This window comes from Streptomyces sp. NPDC029674 (genome assembly GCF_044903205.1).
Taxonomy (GTDB): Bacteria; Actinomycetota; Actinomycetes; order Streptomycetales; family Streptomycetaceae; genus Streptomyces.
On sequence record NZ_JBJDPY010000016.1, the window covers coordinates 102,002 to 123,991 of the forward strand.

Here is a 21,990-nt window from a genome sequence, read left to right on the forward strand (position 1 = left end):
TCTCATGGCGAGTGAAGAGGAACTGGTCGACTACCTCAAGCGGGTCGCCGCCGAACTGCACGACACCCGGCAACGCCTGCGCGAGGTGGAGGACCGGCGACAGGAGCCGGTGGCCGTCGTCGGCATGGCCTGCCGCTTCCCCGGCGGCATCGAAACGCCCGAAGGCCTGTGGGAGCTGGTCGCCGCCGGGAACGACGCGATCGAGCCCTTCCCCACCGACCGCGGCTGGGACCTGGAGGGCATCTACCACCCGGACCCCGACCACCCGGGAACCTGCTACGTCCGCGAAGGCGGTTTTCTCAGCGCCGCCGACGGGTTCGACTCCGACTTCTTCGGCTTCAGCCCCCGCGAGGCCCTGGCCAGCAGCCCGCAACTGCGGCTGCTCCTGGAGACGTCCTGGGAGGCCCTCGAACGGGCGGGCATCAACCCCGTCTCCCTCAAGGGCAGCCCCACCGGCGTCTACGTCGGCGCCGCGACCACCGGCAACCAGACCCAGGGCGACCCCGGGGGCAAGGCGACCGAGGGGTACGCGGGCACCGCGCCCAGCGTCCTGTCGGGCCGCCTCTCCTTCACCCTCGGCCTCGAAGGCCCGGCGGTGACCGTCGAGACCGCGTGCTCCTCCTCGCTGGTGGCGATGCACCTGGCGGCCAACGCCCTGCGCCAGGGCGAGTGCGACCTCGCCCTCGCGGGCGGCGTCACCGTCATGTCCACCCCCGAGGTGTTCACCGGCTTCTCGCGCCAGCGCGGCCTGGCCCCCGACGGCCGCTGCAAGCCGTTCGCCGCCGCGGCCGACGGCACGGGCTGGGGCGAGGGCGCCGGCCTGATCCTCCTGGAGCGCCTCTCCGACGCCCGCCGGAAGGGCCGCAAGGTCCTTGCGGTAATACGGGGTTCGGCCATCAACCAGGACGGCGCGAGCAACGGCTTCACCGCGCCCAACGGCCCCTCGCAGCGCCGCGTCATCCGCCAGGCACTCTCCAGCGCCCACCTCTCCACGTCGGAGATCGACGTGGTCGAGGCGCACGGCACCGGCACGAGACTCGGCGACCCCATCGAGGCCGAGGCCCTGATCGCCACCTACGGCAAGGAGCGCGAGGACGACCGTCCGCTGTGGCTCGGCTCGGTCAAGTCCAACATCGGCCACACGCAGGCCGCCGCGGGCGTCGCCGGCGTCATCAAAATGGTGATGGCTCTCCAGAACGACCTCCTGCCCGCCACCCTGAACGTCGACGAGCCGACCCCGCACGTCCAGTGGGACGGCGGCAGCGTACGCCTCCTGACCGAACCGGTCCCGTGGTCGCGCGGCGAACGCCCGCGCCGCGCCGGAATCTCCTCCTTCGGCATCTCGGGCACGAACGCGCACGTGGTTCTGGAGGAGGCGCCCGAGGAATCGCCTGAAGAGGCTCCCGCCCCGGTGGCTGCTCGGCCGGGTGGTGGGGTGGTGCCGTGGGTGGTTTCCGGGCGGTCTTCGGAGGCGTTGCGTGAACAGGCGCGGCGTTTGGGCGAGTTCGTGTCCGACACGGATTCCTCGCCGGTCGAGGTGGGTTGGTCGCTGGCCACGAGCCGGGCGCTTCTTGAGCACCGGGCTGTGGTGGTGGGGCGTGATCGGGACGGGCTGACGGCCGGACTGGCGGCACTGGCTGCGGGCTCTGGTGAGGCGTCGGCGGATGTGGTGTCCGGGGTTGCCGGGGACGTGGGGCCGGGGCCGGTGTTGGTGTTTCCGGGGCAGGGGTCGCAGTGGGTGGGCATGGGCTCCCACCTCCTTGACGAATCCCCGGTGTTCGCGGAACGGATCGCCGAGTGTGAGCGGGCGCTGTCGGCGTATGTGGACTGGTCGTTGACGGAGGTTCTGCGCGGGGACGGCAGCGAGCTGTCCCGGGTCGAAGTCGTCCAGCCCGTGCTGTGGGCGCTGATGGTCTCGCTGGCTGCCGTGTGGGCTGACTACGGGATCACCCCGGCCGCCGTGGTGGGGCACTCGCAGGGTGAGATGGCTGCCGCGTGTGTGGCTGGAGCACTGTCCCTTGAGGATGCGGCACGGATCGTAGCCGTACGCAGTGACGCGCTCCGGCAGCTGATGGGGCAGGGCGACATGGCCTCGCTGGGCACCGGAGCCGAGCAGGCCGCCGAGCTCATCGGTGACCGGCCGGGAGTGGTTGTCGCAGCCGTCAACGGGCCTGCCTCGACAGTCATCTCAGGACCACCCGAACACGTCGCCGCGGTGGTGGCCGACGCGGAGGCGCGTGGTCTGCGCGCCCGGGTCATCGACGTGGGTTACGCCTCCCACGGTCCCCAGATCGACCAACTCCAGGACCTCCTCACCGACCGCCTCACCGGCATCCAGCCCGTCACCACCGACGTGGCCTTCTACTCCACCGTCACCGCCGAGCGCCTCGACGACACCACCGCCCTCGACACCGACTACTGGGTCACCAATCTCCGCCAGCCCGTCCGCTTCGCCGACACCATCGAAGCGCTGCTGGCCGACGGCTACCGTCTCTTCATCGAGGCCAGCGCCCACCCGGTGCTGGGCCTCGGCATGGAAGAGACCATCGAGCGGGCGGACGTCTCCGCCACCGTCGTCCCCACCCTGCGCCGCGACCACGGGGACGCCGTCCAGCTCACCCGGGCCGCAGCCCACGCCTTCTGCGCCGGTGCCGAGGTCGACTGGCGGCGCTGGTTCCCGGGCGACCCCACCCCTCGTACCGTCGACCTGCCCACCTACGCCTTCCAGCGCCGCAGTTACTGGCTGCCGGTCGACGGTGTCGGCGATGTGCGGTCGGCAGGGTTGCGGCGGCTGGAGCATTCACTGTTGCCCGCGGCGCTCGGTCTCGCCGATGGTGCGCTCGTGCTGACCGGGCGGCTCGCGGCGTCCGGTGGTGGCGGTTGGCTCGCCGACCACGCGGTGGCGGGTACGACGCTCGTTCCCGGCGCGGCTCTGGTGGAGTGGGCGTTGCAGGCCGCCGACGAGGCGGGCTGCTCCACCCTTGAAGAACTGACGCTGAACGCGCCCCTCGTGCTGCCCGCCTCCGGGGGCCTACAGGTCCAGGTGGTCGTGGGCGCGGCCGACGGGCAGGGCGGCCGGCGTGAGGTGCGCATCTTCTCCCGCGTCGACTCCGGCGACGAGGAGCCGGCCCAGGACGAGGGCTGGTCGTGTCATGCGACCGGTGTGCTGAGCCCCGAGTCCGGGGCGGTGCCGGACGGGCTGAGCGGACAGTGGCCGCCGACAGGGGCCGAGCCGCTGGAGATCGGTGACCTGTACGAGCAGGCCGCGTCGGCGGGTTACGAGTACGGCCCGTCGTTCCGGGGCCTGCGCGCCGTGTGGCGGCACGGTCGGGACCTGCTGGCCGAGGTGGAGCTGCCGGAGCGGGCGGGTGCCCACGACGGCTTCGGCATCCATCCCGTACTGCTGGACGCCGCGCTGCACCCGGCGCTGCTGCTCGACCGGAACGCTCCCGGCGAAGAGGGCGCCCTCCGCCTGCCGTTCGCGTGGAACGGCGTGTCCCTGTGGGCGACCGGAGCCGCCACCGTGCGGGTGCGTCTCACCCCGCACGGGGAGACGGAGACGGACGGCGCCGGCGCAGGGCTGCGCGTGACGGTCGCCGACGCCACGGGAGCGCCGGTTCTGAGCGTGGACTCCCTGGCTCTGCGGTCCGCCGATCCCGAGCTGCTGCGCTCGGCCGGCCGGGCGGGCAGCGGTACCAACGGCTTGTTCACGGTGGAGTGGACCGCTCTGCCCCCGGTGGCCGTGGCAGAGCGCGACGACGACTGGGCGGTGCTCGGTCAGGACGTACCCGACTGGGCCGCCGGGCCGGGCGTATCCCAGTACCCGGACCTGCCTGCCCTGCTGGCCGCGCTGGACGCCGGGACGCAGGCCGCCACAACAGTCCTCGTCGAGACCGGCACCACACTCGACATCACACCTGATGTCACGGCGAACGCGACGCTCGACGCGTCCGGCCGGGACGTCGCCGAGCGCACCCTGCGCCTCCTCCGCGACTGGCTCGCCGAACCGCGCCTCGCCGAGACCCGGCTCGTACTGATCACCCACCACGCGGTGGCGACCCCGGCGGACGGCGACGGCGACGACCGGAACCCTGTACCCGTCGACGTCCCCGCAGCCGCCCTGTGGGGCCTGATACGCAGCGCACAGGCCGAACACCCGGACCGCTTCGTCCTGTTGGACACCGACCGCGCGACGGCCTCGGGAACGGACCGTGCCGCCGTCGAGCGTGCCCTCGCCACCGGCGAGCCGCAGCTGGCCGTGCGCGCCGGAGAGCCACTGGCCCCCCGCCTCGCCCGCGCCGCCACCCCGACACCCACACGTGACACCCGGGCCGACACCGGATCCCCGGCCGCGCTCGACCCCGACGGCACCGTCCTCATCGCCGGCGGCACCGGCATGATGGGCGGTCTCGTCGCCGAACACCTCGTACGCACCTGGTCGGTGCGGCACCTGCTGCTCGTCAGCCGGCAAGGGCCCGACGCGCCGGACGCCCGCGACCTCGCCGAGCGGCTGACCGGCCTGGGCGCGGCGGTGCGGATCGTCGCGGCCGACCTCACGGACGGGCGGGCCACGGCCGACCTCGTCGCGTCGGTCGACCCGGCGCACCCGCTGACCGGTGTGATCCACGCGGCCGGTGTCCTGGACGACGCCGTGGTCACCGCGCAGACGCCCGACCGGCTCGCCAGGGTGTGGGCGGCCAAGGCGTCCGTGGCCGCCAACCTGGACGCGGCCACGTCGGAACTGCCGCTGGGCCTGTTCCTGATGTTCTCGTCCGCCGCCGGTGTCCTCGGCAACGCGGGCCAGGCCGGCTACGCGGCCGCCAACGCCTTCGTCGACGCTCTGGTCACCCGCCGTCGCCGCGCCGGCCTGCCCGGCCTGTCGATCGCCTGGGGCCTGTGGGCCCGCGGCAGCGCCATGACCCGGCACCTGGACGACGCCGACCTGGCACGGCTGCGCGCGGGCGGCGTGAAGCCGCTGCTCGACGAGCAGGGCCTCGCCCTCCTCGACGCGGCGCGCACCGTCGCCGCGCACAGCTCACCGGTGGTCGCGGCCGGAATCGACGTACGCGATATGAGCGGGGACGACGTGCCCGCGATCCTGCGCAACCTGGCGGGCCGGACCCGTCGCAGGACGGCCGCCGACTCCGCCGTCGACCAGGCCGCGCTGGAACGGCGGCTCGCCGGTCTGGACGAGGCGGAGCGCCGGGCCGTCGTCGCCGACGTCGTACGCGAATGCGTGGCGGCCGTGCTCGGCCACAGGTCGGCGGCCGACGTACGCACCGAGGCCAACTTCAAGGACCTCGGCTTCGACTCGCTCACGGCGGTGCAGCTGCGCAACCGCCTCTCGGCGGCGAGCGGCCTCCGCCTGCCCGCCACGCTGGCCTTCGACCACCCCACTCCCCAGGCCCTCGCGACGTACCTCTGCACACGTCTCAGCGGCCGGACCACCACCCCCGCCGCTCCGGCCACACCCGCCGCCCCCGCCACGGCCGCGACGGACGACCCGATAGCGATCGTCGCGATGGCCTGCAAGTACCCCGGCGGAGTGACCTCACCGGAAGGACTCTGGGACCTGGTCGCGGCGGGCGTGGACACGGTCGGAGAATTCCCGGCCGACCGCGGCTGGGACCTGGAACGCCTCTTCCACCCCGACCCCGACCACCCCGGCACCAGCTACGCCGACGAAGGGGCCTTCCTCCCCGACGCGGGTGATTTCGACGCGGCGTTCTTCGGGATCAACCGGCGTGAGGCGCTGGCGATGGATCCGCAGCAGCGGTTGCTGCTGGAGGCGTCGTGGGAGGTGTTCGAGCGTGCGGGGATCGACCCGACGACGCTCAAGGGCAGCCCGACCGGCACGTACGTCGGCGTGATGTACCACGACTACGCGGCAGGCCTGGCCCAGGACGCCCAGCTGGAGGGCTACTCCATGCTGGCCGGTTCCGGCAGCGTGGTCTCCGGCCGCGTGTCCTACACCCTCGGCCTCGAAGGCCCGGCGGTGACGGTCGACACCGCATGCTCCTCCTCACTGGTCTCCATCCACCTTGCGGCCAACGCCCTGCGCCAGGGCGAGTGCACGCTTGCCCTCGCGGGCGGCGTCACCGTCATGGCCACACCCGAGGTGTTCACCGGCTTCTCGCGCCAGCGCGGCCTGGCCCCCGACGGCCGCTGCAAGCCGTTCGCCGCAGCGGCCGACGGCACGGGCTGGGGCGAAGGCGTGGGCGTACTCATCCTGGAGCGACTGTCGGACGCCCGACGTAACGGACATCAAGTGCTGGGCCTGGTACGGGGTTCGGCGGTGAATCAGGACGGTGCGAGCAATGGTCTGACGGCGCCGAATGGTCCGTCGCAGGAGCGGGTGATCCGTCAGGCGCTGGCGAGCGGTCGGCTTTCTGCGGCGGATGTGGATGTGGTGGAGGGTCACGGTACGGGGACCACGTTGGGCGATCCGATCGAGGCGCAGGCGTTGCTGGCGACGTATGGGCAGGGCCGGCCGGAGGATCGTCCGTTGTGGCTCGGCTCGGTGAAGTCGAACATTGGTCATACGCAGGCTGCTGCGGGTGTTGCGGGTGTCATCAAGATGGTGATGGCGATGCGGCATGGTGTGGTGCCGGCGAGTTTGCATGTGGATGAGCCGTCGCCGCATGTGGACTGGGAGTCGGGTGCGGTTCGGCTGGTGGGTGAGGCGGTGCCGTGGCCGGAGGTGGCGGACCGTCCGCGTCGGGCGGGGGTCTCGTCGTTCGGTGCTTCGGGGACGAATGCGCATCTGATTGTTGAGTACGCCCCCGAGCCGGCGGAGAAGTCGCCGGAGGAGTCGACGCCCGTCAGCGGCAGTGCTCCCGAGGTCGACGGTTCCCTCGTGCCGTGGGTGGTCTCGGCTCGTACCCCGCAGGCCTTGCGCGACCAGGCGGCCCGTCTGCGCGACGCGGTGTCGGCCGACTCGACCGTGCCGGTGCAGGACGTGGGCTGGTCCCTGCTGCACTCACGCTCACTGTTCGAGCAGCGCGCGGTGGTGGCGGGGCGCGAGCGGGCCGAACTACTGGCCGGGCTCGATGCGTTGGCCGCCGGAGAGGCACACCCGACCCTCACACAGTCCTGCGACAGTGCGACGGCTCCGAGTGGTGATGTGGTGTGGCTGTTCAGTGGCCAGGGGAGTCAGTTGGTGGGTATGGGGGCCGGGTTGTATGAGCGGTTCCCGGTGTTCGCGGCTGCGTTTGATGAGGTGTGTGGCCTGCTGGACGTGGAGTTGGGCGTGGCGCCGGGTGAGCTTCGGGAGACCGTGTTCCACGGTCCCAAGGAGCGGTTGGATCACACGATGTGGGCGCAGGCGGGGCTGTTTGCGCTGCAGGTGGGTCTGGCTCGGTTGTGGGAGTCGGTCGGGGTGCGTCCGGATGTGGTGGTCGGGCATTCGATCGGGGAGATCGCTGCCGCGCATGTGGCGGGAGTTTTCGATCTGGCGGATGCGTGTCGGGTGGTGGGTGCGCGGGCTCGGTTGATGGGTGCGTTGCCCGAGGGCGGGGCGATGTGTGCGGTGCAGGCCACGCCCGAGGAGCTTGCCGCTGACGTGGAGGGCTCGGGTGGTGTGAGTGTGGCGGCGGTCAACACGCCTGATTCCACGGTTATTTCGGGCCCGACGGGCGAGGTGGACCGGGTTGCGGGGCTGTGGCGGGAGCGCGGTCGTAAGACCAAGTCCCTGTCGGTCAGTCATGCGTTCCACTCGGTGTTGATGGAGCCGATGCTGGCGGAGTTCACCGAAGCGATACGTGAGGTGAAGTTCGCGCGACCGAAGCTGCCGCTGATGAGCAATGTCTCGGGTCAGGAGGCGGGGGAGGAGATCACGAAGCCGGAATACTGGGCACGTCATGTCCGCCAAGCCGTGCTGTTCCAGCCCGCGATCGCTCGAGTGGCGGCGAAGGCGGGCCTGTTCGTCGAGCTCGGCCCCGCCCCCGTACTGTCCACCGCTGCCCAGCACACCCTGGACGACCTCGCCGAACCGCAAGGCCCCGAGCCGGTTCTCGTATCCTCACTGGCCGGTGAACGCCCCCAAGAGCAGGCGTTCGTGGAGGCGATGGCTCGTCTGCATACGGCTGGTGTCGCTGTGGACTGGTCGGTGTTGTTCTCGGCTGATCCTGTGCCGGGGGTGGTGGATCTTCCGACGTATGCGTTTCAGCGGGAGCGGTTCTGGCTGTCCGGTCGGTCTGGTGGTGGGGATGCGGCGGGGCTGGGGTTGGTGGCCGCGGGGCATCCGTTGTTGGGTGCGGCGGTGGAGTTCGCTGATCGGGGTGGGTGTCTGCTGACCGGGCGTCTGTCGCGTTCGGGAGTCTCGTGGCTTGCGGATCATGCGGTGGCCGGAGCGGTGTTGGTGCCGGGTGCGGCGCTGGTGGAGTGGGCGTTGCGGGCCGGTGATGAAGTGGGCTGCGCGGTGGTGGATGAGTTGATGTTGCAGGCGCCGGTGGTGGTGTCTGAGGCGTCCGGTCTGCGGGTGCAGGTCGTGGTTGATGAGGCGGGTGAGGGCGGGCGCCGTGGCGTTCAGGTCTACAGCCGTCCTGACACGGGCACCGACACCGTGAGCGGTGACGACTCGTGGGTCTGCCACGCGACCGGCGTACTCGGCCCCGAGCCCCAGGGTGCTGCGCGCGACGGACTAGACGGAGCGTGGCCCGCAGCGGGCGCCGAACCCGTTGACCTGGCGGATTTCTACGAGCGCGTGGCCGACGCGGGCTATGCGTACGGTCCGGCGTTCCAGGGCCTGCGGGCCGTGTGGCGGCAGGGTCAGGACCTGCTGGCCGAGGTCGTCCTGCCCGAAGCCGCCGGTACCAGCGACGGTTACGGCATCCACCCCGCCCTCCTCGACGCCACCCTCCACCCGGCCCTGCTCCTCGACTGGCCCGGGCAGGCGCAGGACGATGACGGGAAGGTCTGGCTGCCGTTCAGCTGGAACCAGGTCTCCTTGTGGGCCGCGGGAGCCGGCACCGTACGCGTACGTCTGTCGCCCGGCGAGCACGACGAGGCCGAGCGGGAAGTGCGGGTACTGGTATCCGACGCCACCGGCACCGAAGTCCTGACCGTCGGCTCGGTGACGTTGCGCCCCGCCGACATCCGGCAACTCCAGTCGGTGCAGGGCCAGGGCGGCGATGACGGGCTGTTCACGGTGGACTGGACGCCGCTTCCGCTTCCGCTGTCGCCGACGACGGATGCCGGTGACGGTCGCGGCTGGGTCACGCTCTCGGACGGCACCCGGCTGGCTGATGTGGTGGGGGAGGAGGGTGACGAAGTGCCGTGGGCGGTGGTCGCCCCTGTCGTCGCCTCTGCTGGTGACGGTCTGCCGGTCGTGGAGGGGGTGCTCTCGCTCGTACAGGAGTTCCTGGCCGTGCCGGAGCTGGCCGAGTCTCGTCTCCTGGTGGTGACGCGGGGTGCGGTGGCCGACGACGGGGAGGGGGACGTGGATGCGTCCGCCGCGGCTGTATGGGGGCTGGTCCGCAGCGCCCAGTCCGAGAACCCGGGCCGCTTCGCCCTGCTCGACATCGACGACGACCCGCAAGCCGCCGCCCGGCTTCCCCAGGGCGAACTCCGCCAGGCCATCGAAGACCTCGACGAACCCCAACTCGCCCTGTGCGACGGCAAGCTGCTGGTCCCGAGGCTGGTCCGCGCGACCGGCGGTGGGATCGTCGCAGCGCCCACCGAGCGTGCCTGGCGCCTGGACAAGGGAAGCGCCGAGACGCTGGAGAGCGTGGCCCCAGTCGCGTATCCCGAGGTCATGGAGCCCTTGGCACCCGGCCAGGTCCGCCTCGATATCCATGCCGCGGGCATCAACTTCCGCGACGTCCTGGTCAGCCTCGGCATGGTGCCGGGCCAGATCGGTCTGGGCGGCGAAGGCGCCGGTGTCGTGACGGAGACAGGTCCCGGTGTCACGCATCTGTCGGTCGGTGACCGCGTGATGGGCGTACTGCATGGTTCCTTCGGCCCGACGGCCGTGGCGGACACGCGGATGGTCGCGCCGGTTCCGCAGGGCTGGGACATGCGCCAGGCGGCCGCGATGCCCGTCGCGTATTTGACGGCCTGGTACGGGTTGGTGGAGCTGGCGGGTCTGAAGTCGGGCGAGCGGGTCCTGGTCCATGCCGCTACGGGTGGTGTGGGGATGGCTGCGGTGCAGATCGCTCGGCATCTGGGTGCGGAGGTGTTCGCGACTGCCAGTCCGGCCAAGCATGCCGTGCTGGAGGAGATGGGCATCGACGCCGCCCATCGGGCCTCCTCCCGTGACGTCGCGTTCGAGGACGCGTTCCGTGACGCCACGGACGGGCGCGGCATGGACGTCGTACTCAACAGCCTCACCGGTGAGTTCATCGACGCCTCCCTGCGGTTGCTGGGGGAAGGCGGCCGGTTCCTGGAGATGGGCAAGACTGATCTCCGCACGGCGGAGGAGGTGGCCGCGGCGTACCCGGGGATCACCTACACCGTGTACGACCTGGTCACCGACGCGGGGCCGGACCGTATCGCGGTCATGATGCGGGAGCTGGGCGAGAGGTTCGCGTCCGGTGCCCTTGAGCCGTTGCCGGTGCGTTCCTGGCCGCTGGACAAGGCGCGGGACGCTTTCCGGTTCATGAGTCAGGCGAAACACACCGGCAAACTCGTACTAGACGTGCCCGCGCCGCTCGACCCCGACGGCACCGTCCTCATCACCGGAGGCACGGGGGCGCTGGGTCAGGTCGTGGCCGAGCATCTGGTGCGCGAGTGGGGCGTACGGCATCTGCTGCTGGCCAGCCGTCGCGGCCCGGACGCACCGGGTGCGCAGGAACTGGCCGACGATCTTCGCCAGGTGGGTGCCGACGTGACCCTGGCGGCGGCCGATGTCAGCGATCCGGCGTCGGTGGCGGAGCTGGTCGGAAAGACGGATCCCGCCCACCCGTTGACAGGTGTCGTGCATGCGGCAGGTGTGCTGGAGGACGCGGTGGTGACCGCGCAGACGCCGGAGGGTCTGGCGCGGGTGTGGGCGGCCAAGGCCGCCGCCGCGGCGAACCTGCACGAGGCGACGCGCGGAGCACGCCTCGGCATGTTCGTGGTGTTCTCCTCGGCCGCCGCTACGCTCGGCAGCCCGGGGCAGGCCAACTACGCCGCTGCCAACGCCTATTGCGACGCGCTGATGCAGCACCGCAGGGCGCAGGGCGAGGCTGGACTGGCCGTGGGCTGGGGCCTGTGGGAGTCCCCAGAGGGCACCAAGACCAGCACGAACACCGACGAGACCAGCACCAACACCGAAGGCGCGACAGCCTCCACGACCACCGGCCCGACCGCCGGCATGACCGGCACCCTCAGCAACACCGACATAGCCCGAATGGCACGCATCGGCGTGAAGGCGATGACCAACGAACACGCCCTCACCCTGCTCGACGCCGCGCACCGCCACGGCCGCCCCCACCTGGTGGCCGCCGACCTCGACACCCGCGTCCTGGCGAGCAAACCCGCCACGGCCCTGCCCGCCCTCCTGCGCGCCTTCGCCGGAGGCAGGCGCGGCGGCACCGAACGGCCGGCGGCCGCCGCCGCCCGGCAGAACGTCGACTGGACCGCGAAGCTGTCCGCGCTGACCGCCGACGAACAGCACCGCATCCTGCTCGACCTGGTGCGGACGCACGCGGCGGCCGTCCTAGGACACGTCGGCACCGACGCCGTACGCGCCGACGCCGCCTTCCAGGACCTCGGCTTCGACTCGCTCACCGCGGTCGAACTGCGCAACCGCCTCACGGCCGCCACCGGCCTGCGCCTGCCCGCCACGTTCATCTTCCGGCACCCGACCCCGTCGGCCATCGCCGGCGAACTGCGCGCACAGCTGTGCCCCGCCGGGGCCGACCCGGCGGCGCCGCTCTTCGGTGAACTGGACAAGCTGGAGACGGTGATCACCGGGCACGCGCACGACGCGAACACCCGGAGCCGTCTTGCGGCGCGCCTGCAGAGTCTGCTGTGGCGCCTGGACGACACCTCGGTCCGCGCGGAGGACGCCGACGGCGACGCCGTCGTGAACGAAGACCTCGCATCCGCGTCGGACGACGAGCTCTTCGAGCTGATCGACCGAGAACTGCCTTCTTGATCAGGAGTGGAGAAGACATGCCGGGTACGAACGACATGCCGGGTACCAACGACATGCCTCGTACGGAGGACAAGCTCCGCCACTACCTGAAGCGAGTGACGGCGGATCTCGGACAGACCCGCCAGCGCCTGCGCGATGTGGAGGAGCGGCAGCGGGAACCGATCGCCGTCGTCGCGATGGCCTGCCGTTACCCGGGCGGGGTCGCCTCGCCCGAGCAGCTGTGGGACTTGGTCGCCTCGCGGGGCGACGCCATCGAGGAGTTCCCCACCGACCGCGGCTGGGACGTGGCCGGCCTCTACCACCCCGACCCGGACCACCCGGGCACGACCTACGTACAGGAAGCCGGATTCCTGCGGGACGCCGCACGCTTCGACGCCGACTTCTTCGGCATCAACCCGCGCGAGGCGCTCGCCGCCGACCCGCAGCAGCGGGTGCTCCTCGAAGTGGCCTGGGAACTGTTCGAGCGGGCGGGCATCGACCCGGCCACCCTCAAGGACACCCTCACCGGCGTGTACGCGGGGGTGTCGAGCCAGGACCACATGTCCGGGGGCCGGGTGCCGCCGGAGGTCGAGGGATACGCCACCACGGGCACCCTGTCCAGCGTCATCTCCGGCCGCATCGCCTACACCTTCGGCCTCGAAGGCCCTGCGGTGACGCTGGACACGGCGTGCTCGGCGTCGCTGGTGGCCATCCACCTCGCCTGCCAGGCGCTGCGCCAGGGCGACTGCGGCCTGGCGCTGGCGGGAGGCGTAACCGTGCTGTCCACACCCACGGCGTTCGTGGAGTTCTCGCGCCAGCGCGGCCTGGCACCGGACGGCCGCTGCAAGCCGTTCGCCGAGGCCGCCGACGGCACCGGATTCTCCGAGGGCGTCGGCCTGATCCTCCTGGAGCGGCTGTCCGACGCCCGCCGCAACGGGCACCGGATCCTCGGTGTCGTACGCGGATCAGCCGTCAACCAGGACGGCGCGAGCAACGGCCTGACCGCCCCGAACGACGTCGCCCAGGAACGCGTGATCCGCCAGGCACTGACCAACGCCCGCGTCACTCCGGACACCGTCGACGCCGTGGAGGCGCACGGCACCGGCACCACACTCGGAGACCCGATCGAGGGAAACGCGCTCCTCGCGACGTACGGCAAGGACCGCCCCGCGGACCGGCCGCTCTGGCTCGGCTCGGTCAAGTCCAACATCGGCCACACGCAGGCCGCCGCGGGAGTCGCCGGCGTCATCAAAATGGTGATGGCGATGCGCCACGGCGAGCTGCCCGCCTCCCTCCACATCGACCGGCCCACGCCCCACGTGGACTGGGAGGACGGGGGAGTACGACTGCTCACCGACCCCGTGCCGTGGCCCAGGACCGACCGCCCCCGCCGCGCGGGCGTCTCCTCCTTCGGCATCAGCGGCACCAACGCCCACCTGATCGTGGAACAGGCCCCCGACCCGTCCGACACGGACGGTGACACAGAAGCACCGGAACCCCTCGAAGCCTCCGGCACCTCCGACGGCCTCGCGGTGCCCTGGCTGGTCTCGGCACGCGGCCACGACGCACTGCGGGCCCAGGCCCGCACCCTGGCCGAACGGGCGGCCAGCGGCCACCAGTTGAAGAACCCCGTAGAGGTCGGCTGGTCGCTCCTCAGCACGCGAGCGCTGCATGAGCGCAGGGCCGTGGTGATCGGTACGGAGCAGGCCGGGCTCGTCGCAGGCCTGGAGGCACTGGCGGCCGGCGAGCCGCATCCGGCGCTGATCGCCCCATCCTCACCGCAGACGCAGACGGCTCCGAGTGGTGATGTGGTGTGGCTGTTCAGTGGCCAGGGGAGTCAGTTGGTGGGGATGGGGGCCGGGTTGTATGAGCGGTTCCCGGTGTTCGCGGCTGCGTTTGATGAGGTGTGTGGCCTGCTGGACGTGGAGTTGGGCGTGGTGCCCGGTGAGCTTCGGGAGACGGTGTTCCACGGTCCCAAGGAGCGGTTGGATCACACGATGTGGGCGCAGGCGGGGTTGTTTGCGTTGCAGGTGGGTCTGGCTCGGTTGTGGGAGTCGGTCGGTGTGCGTCCGGGTGTGGTGGTCGGGCATTCGATCGGGGAGATCGCTGCCGCGCATGTGGCGGGGGTCTTCGGTCTGGCGGATGCGTGTCGGGTGGTGGGTGCGCGTGCTCGGTTGATGGGTGCGTTGCCCGAGGGCGGGGCGATGTGTGCGGTGCAGGCCACGCCCGAGGAGCTTGCCGCTGACGTGGAGGGCTCGGGTGGTGTGAGTGTGGCGGCGGTCAACACGCCTGATTCCACGGTTATTTCGGGTCCGGCGGATGAGGTGGACCGGGTTGCGGGGCTGTGGCGGGAGCGCGGTCGTAAGACCAAGTCCCTGTCGGTCAGTCATGCGTTTCACTCGGTGTTGATGGAGCCGATGCTGGCGGAGTTCACCGAAGCGATACGTGAGGTGAAGTTCGCGCGACCGAAGTTGCCGCTGATGAGCAATGTGTCGGGTCAGGAGGCGGGGGAGGAGATCACGGAGCCGGAGTACTGGGCACGTCATGTCCGCCAAGCCGTGCTGTTCCAGCCCGCGATCGCTCGAGTGGCGGCGAAGGCGGGCCTGTTCGTTGAGCTCGGCCCCGCTCCCGTACTGTCCACCGCTGCCCAGCACACCCTGGACGACCTCGCCGAACCGCAGGGCCCCGAGCCCGTCGTCACCGCGTCCCTCCTCCCGGACCGGCCGGACGACGAGGCCTTCGCGCACGCCATGGCCCGCCTCCACGTCGCCGGTATCACCGTGGACTGGTCCGCGTACTTCCCGGCCGACCCCGCGCCCCGCACCGTGGACCTGCCCACCTACGCCTTCCAGGGGCGGCGGTTCTGGCTGGCGGACAGCGCGGTGCCCGAAGCCGTGGCCTCGGCGGACGGGGAGGAGGCCGGGTTCTGGGCCGCCGTCGAAGGCGCGGACTTCCAGGCGCTCTGCGACACCCTGCACCTCAAGGACGACGAGCACAGGACGGCTCTGGAGACGGTGTTCCCGGCGCTTTCCGCGTGGCGGCGCGAACGGCGTGAGCGGTCGGTCGTCGATGCCTGGCGGTACCGGGTCGACTGGCGGCGCGTCGACCCACCTGCCCCCGCCGCGGGCGCCAGGGCCGGGGCCTGGCTGATCGTGGTTCCCGAGCGCGGGGCGGGGGCCTGGACGCAGGTCTGCGCCCGGGCGCTGGAGGAGGCGGGCGCGCCGGTACGTCTCGTCGAGGTCGGCCCCCGCGCCGACCGGACGGAGATCGCGGACCTCGTCCGGGAATGGCGGGCGAGGTGTTCACACGACGCCGACGCCAACGCCAACCCCGGCGCGGACGTGGACGCCGACGCCGACACCACGCCGGTCGGCGGAGTGCTCTCCTTGCTGGCCCTCGACGAAGGACCGGGTACCGAACCCGACACCAGCCGCCCCCTCGCGCCCCCCGGCCTCACCGGCACCCTGACGCTCCTGCACGGCCTGCTCGACGCCGGCATCGAGGCGCCGCTCTGGTGCGCCACCCGCGGTGCCGTCTCGTGCGGCGACACCGATCCGGTCGTCTCGCCGTCGCAGGCCACTGTCTGGGGACTCGGACGCGTGGCCGCCCTGGAACACCCGGAGCTGTGGGGCGGCCTGATCGATCTGCCCGCCGACGCGGCGACGCTCGACCCGAGCGCCCTGTACGCGGTGTTGTCCGGTGGCGGTGCAGGTAGCGAGAGCGGGCGCGAGGACCAGGTCGCGCTGCGGCGGGGCGGGATCCTCGGCCGCCGCCTGGTGCCCGACGCGGCCCCGGACTCGGACCCCGGCGCGCCCTCCGGAAGCCTCCAGCCCCACGGTGCCGTCCTCGTCACCGGAAGCGTCGGCCACCTGGCCGATCAGGTCGTACGGTGGCTGGCCGCGTCCGGCGCCGAACACGTCGTACTCCTGGACACGGGCCCCGCCGACAACCGCCACCCCGACCGGGACAGCGACCTCGTGACGGAAGTCGCGGAACACGGGACCGAATTGACGCTCCTGCGCGCGCTCCCTGAGTCGACAGCCGCCCCCACGCTGCCCGAGCTGACGGACGTACACATACGGACCGTCATCCACACCTCGCTGCCCGGCGAGCTCGCGCCGCTCGCCGAGGTCACCCCCGACGCGCTCGGCGCGGCCGTGTCCGCCGCCGTGCGGCTGAGCGGACTCGCCGGCACCGGCTCGGTGGAGACCGTGCTGTTCTTCTCCTCCGTGACCGCTTCGCTCGGCAGCAGGGAGCACGGCGCGTACGCCGCCGCCAACGCCTACCTCGACGCGCTGGCGCAACGGAACCGTGCCGATGCCGAGGGCCCGCGGACCGTCTCGGTGGGGTGGGGCATCTGGGATCTGCCGGACGACGGGGAGCTGGCGCGCGGCGCCGCCGGACTGTCCCGGCGGCAGGGACTGCCGCCGCTGGATCCGCGGCTGGCACTCGGCGCGCTGCACACGGTGCTCGACGGCGGCAAGGGGCACACGCTGGTCGCCGACATCGAATGGGAGCGGTTCGCGCCGCTGTTCACGCTGGCCCGCCCCACTCGCCTGCTCGACGGCATCCCCGCGGCCCGACGCGTACTCGACGCCTCCTCGGAGAGCGCCGAGGCATCGGAGAGCGCCTCGGCACTGCGCCGCGAACTGACGGCCCTGCCCGTGCGGGAACGGACCGGCCTGCTTCTCGACCTGGTCCGCAAACAGGTGGCCGCCGTCCTGCGCTACGAACCCGGCCAGGACGTGGAGCCGGAGAAGGCCTTCAAGGATCTGGGCTTCGACTCCCTCGTGGTGGTGGAGCTGCGCAACCGGCTGCGCGCCGCCACCGGGCTCCGGCTCCCCGCCACACTGGTCTACGACTACCCCACACCCCGCGCCCTCGCCGAACACCTGCTGGACAGGGTGCTGCCCGACGGCGGCGCGGGAGAGCTTCCGGTCGCCGCCCACCTGGACGACCTGGAGGCGGCCCTCGCCGGTCTCCCGGCCGACGATCCACGCCGCAAGGGCCTGGTCCGGCGCTTGCAGGCGTTGCTGTGGAAGCAGCACGACACCGCGGGGACGGCGGAGCCCGGCGACGAGGAGGAGCAGGGCGGCGCGCCGGAGGACCTGTCGACCGCGAGCGCCGACGACATGTTCGCGCTGATCGACCGGGAGTGGGGCACGCGGTGAAGCTCGTGGAACGGGCCGAGGAGCTGGCCGCTCTTCAGGACGCCTTCGACGGCTCCCCGGAACACGGTGGCAGCCTCGTGGTGCTCAGCGGCGCGGTCGGCACCGGCAAGACCGCGCTGCTCCGGGCGTGGGCGGACCGCCTCGGCGCCGACGCCCTCGTCCTGACCGCCACCGCCTGCCGGGCCGAGCGCGAGCTGCCGCTGGGTGTCCTGGAGCAGCTCATGCACAGCCCCGGCCTGCCCGCGCCGAGCGCCCACCGTGTGGCGGCGTGGTTCGCCGAGACGGCCTCCGTGCACCCGGGAAAGGCGGGCTGGGAGGACGGGGCGCATGCGGGAGGGGTGGCTGCGGAAGCGGCGAGCGCGGGCGGGGGAGACGCGGGCAGTGAGCGGCCCGTCCTCCCCCCGCATGCCCTGCGCGCCCTGTGCGAGATCCTGCGGGACCTGCTCGCCGAGCGGCCCGTCGTGCTCGCCGTCGACGACGCCCACCACGCCGACGCGGCATCCCTGCAGTGCCTGCTCTCGGCGGTGCGCAGGCTGCGGTCGGCACGGCTCCATGTGCTGTTCACCGAGTACGCCCATCAGAAAGCGGCGAACGCCCTGCTGAGCAGCGAGTTCGCGCACGAGCCCGCCCTGCGGCGGATCCACCTGCAACCGCTGTCGAAGGCCGGCGTGGAGGCCGTGCTCGCCCGGTACCTCGACGAGCGGACGGCCCAGGACCTCACGCCCGTCGTCCACGGCATGAGCGCGGGATACCCGCTCCTCGTGCGGGCACTGGCCGACGACCACCGTACGGCGGGCGGCGCCGGGGAGGCGTACGGCCGCGCCGTCCTCAGCTTCCTGTACCGGCACGAGGCACCGGTCACCCAAGTGGCCCGTGCTGTCGCCGTGTTGGGCCAGCATGCCGATCCCACCCTGGTCGGGCGGCTCCTGGACGTCGATACGGCGTCCGTCGCGCGGGCCGTGCGCCGGCTGGCCGTCGCGGAGGTGCTGCACGAGGGCCGCCTGTGCCATCCGGCGTTCGCCGCGGCGGTCCTGGACGGCATGCCGCCCGAGGAGCGCCGCGCCCTGCACGGCCGGGTCGCGGACCTGTTGCACGAGGAGGGGGCGCCGGCCACCGAAGTGGCCGCCCACCTGCTGGCCGCCGACCGGTCGGACACCCCGTGGGCGGTACCCGTCTTGCAGGAAGCGGCCCAACTCGCCCTGGACGGCGACGAGGTGGAGGCAGGCGTCGGATACCTGCGCGCGGCCCACCAGCGGTGCCGGGACGCCGGGCGGCGCGACGCGACCGTCGGCGTGATCGTCGGCGCGCTCGCGGACGCCGAGTGGCGTCTGGACCCCGCGAAGGTCCTGCGGCACCTGCCCGACCCCGCCACCGCGTCCACCGGGGCGGCAGCCCCCGCCCCCACCCCCGCATGTGCCGCCCCGCCCCTCCCCTCCCATCTGCTCTGGCACGGGCGGGTCGAGGACGGCCTGGACGCAATCGGCACGCTCACCGGCCCGAGCCCGGCCGGAGCGCCGCCGATGAACCCCGCGGACCTGGACACCCCATGGCTGTGGGGCGCCTATCTCTACCCCGGCCACGTGAAGGAGCGCCTGGGCTCGGGCATCCAGTCCCCGCAGGGTTCCGTCCCGCCGGCGGTCACGCCGGAGCTGCAGGGCGCGGGCACACTGATGAACGATCTGCTGCACGGCCGCGAGGCCGGCGCCACCGAGTCCGCCGAGCGCGCCCTGAACCGCTACCGCCTCGGCCCCCGCACCGTCGCGGTCCAGACGGCCGCCCTGGCAGCCCTCACCTACCGCGACCGGCCGCACCGTGCGGCAGCCTGGTGCGACGGACTCATCGCCCAGGCAGGTGAGCGCAACAGCCCCACCTGGCAGGCGCTGTTCCACGCGTGGCGCGCCCTGATCCACCTGCGGCAGGGCGACCCCGCCGCGGCGGACCAGCGCGCCGCGACCGCGCTCGCCCTGCTCGGGCCGAAGGGCTGGGGCGCCGCGATCGGCCTCCCCCTGGCGGCCGCCGTACAGGCCAAGGCGGCCCTCGGCGATGTCGACGGAGCGGCGGCGCTCCTGGAACGGCCCGTACCGCAGGCGGTGTTCCAGACCCGCACCGGACTGCACTACCTGGCGGCCCGGGGCCGGTACCACCTGGCCACCGGCTGCCACTACGCGGCCCTGTGCGACTTCTACGCCTGCGGGACGCGCATGAGCAGCTGGGGCGTCGACCTGCCCGCGCTGGAAGCGTGGCGTCTCGGCGCGGCGGAAGCGTACCTGGCCCTCGGCGAGTCGCTGCTCGCCCGTCAACTCGTCGACGGGCAAGTGGCGTTGCCGCTCCCGGTCGAGGGCCGCACCCGTGGCATGACGCTGCGGCTGCGGGCGGCGACGTCCCCCGCGCCGGCGCGGGCCGAACTCCTCGACGAGGCCGTGGCGGTGCTGAGGGAGAGCGGCGACACCTTCGAGCTGGCGCGGGCCGTGGCCGACCAGAGCGTGGCCGTACGCGAAGGGGGCGAGGCGGAACGTGCCCGGCTGCTGGCCCGCAAGGCGGAGCTCCTGGCCCGGCGCTGGGGCAGCGCGCCCGCACCCGTCACCGTCCCCGAGCCGTCGCAGCAGCCGGGCCGGGGCGAGCCGGACGCCGAACTGACCGGCGCCGAACGGCGGGTGGCCGAGCTGGCCGCCGAAGGGCTCACCAACCGGCAGATCTCCCGGAAGCTGTGCGTCACGGTCAGCACCGTGGAACAGCACCTGACCCGGATCTACCGGAAGCTCGACGTCAGGCGACCGGACCTGCAAGCGGTCTTCGGCTGACCGCAGGGCGGATGCACGGCTGACCACGGGGAGCCCGCGGTCAGCCGTGCACCTGTACCGGCGGCAGGTCAGGAACGTACGGCGGCCTCCGGTGTGATCGCCGCCGCGTCCAGGCCCACCACGGCCAGCTCCTCCGGAAGGAACGGCGGAGCGGTCAGCTCCGGCAGGCGTTCGTCGGCGCGCATCGCCATCAGGAAGCGGTTGGAGCCCAGTTCGGTCTGCGGCGCGTTGAGGCTCATCACGTCCGTGACGATCTCGGAGGCCTTCGGGGAGCGGATCGACGCCGCGGTGATGGCCTCGGCGAACCGCAGACGCTGCTCGGTGTCCACCCCGATGAGGCGCGGATCGGTCGCCGCGACCCGGCAGTTGACGTAATCGATGTCCTTGGTCGCGGCCAGGATCCACGGGTCGTCGACGGCCGCGCCGATCGCCTTCTGCAGGGCACGGGTGAATCCCGCACCTTCCTGTGTGCCCTGTGTGCCCTGTGTGCCCTGTGCGAACTCGCGGTCGATCGTGGCGGCACAGCGCGCGGCGGAGCTCATGCCGTGGCCGTAGATCGGGTTGAACGCGGTCAGCGAGTCACCGATGACGAGCAGGCCGTCGGGCCACTCCGCGAGCCGCTCCGGATACAGCCGGCGGTTCGCGCCGGAGCGGGAGCCGAAGACGGGGGTGAGGGGTTCGGCGTCCCGGAGCAGGTCGGCGAGGATCGGATGGTTCAGGTTCTCCGCGAACGGCAGGAACTCGTCCTCGGTGCTGGGCAGTTGGGCGCCACGCGTGCAGGAGAGCGTCGCGAGCCAGCGGCCGCCCTCGATGGGGTAGACCACGCCGAAGCGGCCGGGCTCGCGGACCCGGTCGTCGGCGGCGATGTTCACGGCAGGGAAGTGGGTCGTCGCGCCGGGCGGCGCCTTGAAGAGCCGGGTGGCGTAGGCGACGCCCGCGTCCACGACGTCTTCCTGGAGCGCCGGTACGCCGAGGGCGGCGAGCCACGGCTTGAGACGGGAGCCGCGGCCGGTGGCGTCGACCACCAGATCGGCTTCGAGGATCTCCTGCGTGCCGCTCTCCAGGTCGCGCACGACGACGCCGGTGACGCGGGTGCCGCTGCCGCCGCCCGTCAGCTCGACGGCCTCGGTGCGCTGTCGGACGGTTATGTTCGGCGCGGCCAATGCCTGTTGACGTACCGTCAAGTCGAGCAGCGGGCGGCTTGCGACCAGCGCGAACTGGGTGGCGGGGAAGCGGTGCTGCCAGCCCTGCCCGGTCAGCGTCACCAGATCCTCGGGGAAGCCGAGACGGCGCGCGCCGGCCGCGAGGAGGCGGTCGGTGGTGCCGGGCAGCATCTCCTCGATGAGCCGGGCGCCGTTGGACCACAGCAGGTGCGCATGGCGGCCCTGCGGGACCCCCTTGCGGTGCTGGGGCTCCTCGGGCAGCGCGTCGCGTTCCACGACGGTGACGGCGTCGACGTGCCGGGCCAGGACATGGGCCGCCAGGGTGCCTGCCATGCTGGCGCCCAGTACGACGGCGTGGGCGGGTCGGGTGGTGGTCACGCGCGTATCCCTTCGGGGTGAGTGGTGCCGGCGGGCCCGGCGGGGTCGTCCATGGTCACGTCCGTGACGCCCCAGAACGCCTGGACCCGGCGGCCGAGCCCGTTCTCGTCGAGCTCGACGATGCCGACGATGCGGAAGGTCATCGGCCGCGGCCGCTGCACGGTGACCGTGGTCGGCGTCACCACGAAACGGTCGTCCATCGACGTCATCGGCGGGTCCGGCACCTCGTGCGTACCGCAGGAGACGGCCAGTTCGAGATGTCTGCGGAGATCGTCCTTGCCCACCATCGGCGGCCGCCCCACGGGATCCTCGAAGACGATGTCGTCGGTGAACAGGTCGAGGACGCCTTCGATGTCGCCGGCGTTGATCCGCTGGGCGTAGTCGACGGCCATCTGCTTGCGCGCGGCCTCGTCGGGCAT

The 21,990-nt window shown here is 72.3% G+C and carries 5 protein-coding genes; 3 read left to right on the forward strand and 2 right to left on the reverse strand.

The window, feature by feature from the left end; all coding sequences use genetic code 11:
• Positions 1 to 4 precede the first annotated feature (4 nt).
• From ACI2L3_RS31615 to ACI2L3_RS31625, 3 genes are read left to right on the forward strand one after another with little or no spacing between them, the layout of a single operon-like run.
• Complete coding sequence (locus ACI2L3_RS31615; protein ID WP_404755824.1) at positions 5 to 12,079, forward strand: SDR family NAD(P)-dependent oxidoreductase; 12,075 nt, start codon at positions 5 to 7, stop codon at positions 12,077 to 12,079.
• Between the two features lie 17 nt (positions 12,080 to 12,096).
• The gene (locus ACI2L3_RS31620; protein WP_404755825.1) at positions 12,097 to 17,229 is read left to right on the forward strand and encodes a type I polyketide synthase; all 5,133 of its coding nucleotides are present in this window, start codon (positions 12,097 to 12,099) and stop codon (positions 17,227 to 17,229) included.
• Entirely contained in the window at positions 17,226 to 20,030 is a 2,805-nt protein-coding gene (locus ACI2L3_RS31625) for an AAA family ATPase (protein WP_404755826.1), read from the forward strand. Before ACI2L3_RS31620 ends, ACI2L3_RS31625 begins: the two co-directional genes overlap by 4 nt.
• A gap of 68 nt (positions 20,031 to 20,098) precedes the next feature.
• Here ACI2L3_RS31625 and ACI2L3_RS31630 read toward each other — a convergent pair whose 3' ends face one another.
• On the reverse strand, positions 20,099 to 21,571 hold the full coding sequence (locus ACI2L3_RS31630) for an FAD-dependent oxidoreductase (protein WP_404755827.1): 1,473 nt from the start codon (positions 21,569 to 21,571) through the stop codon (positions 20,099 to 20,101).
• A complete protein-coding gene (locus ACI2L3_RS31635) occupies positions 21,568 to 21,990 on the reverse strand; it encodes a nuclear transport factor 2 family protein (protein ID WP_404755828.1) in 423 nt (140 codons plus the stop codon). The genes ACI2L3_RS31630 and ACI2L3_RS31635 overlap by 4 nt, the downstream gene beginning before the upstream one ends.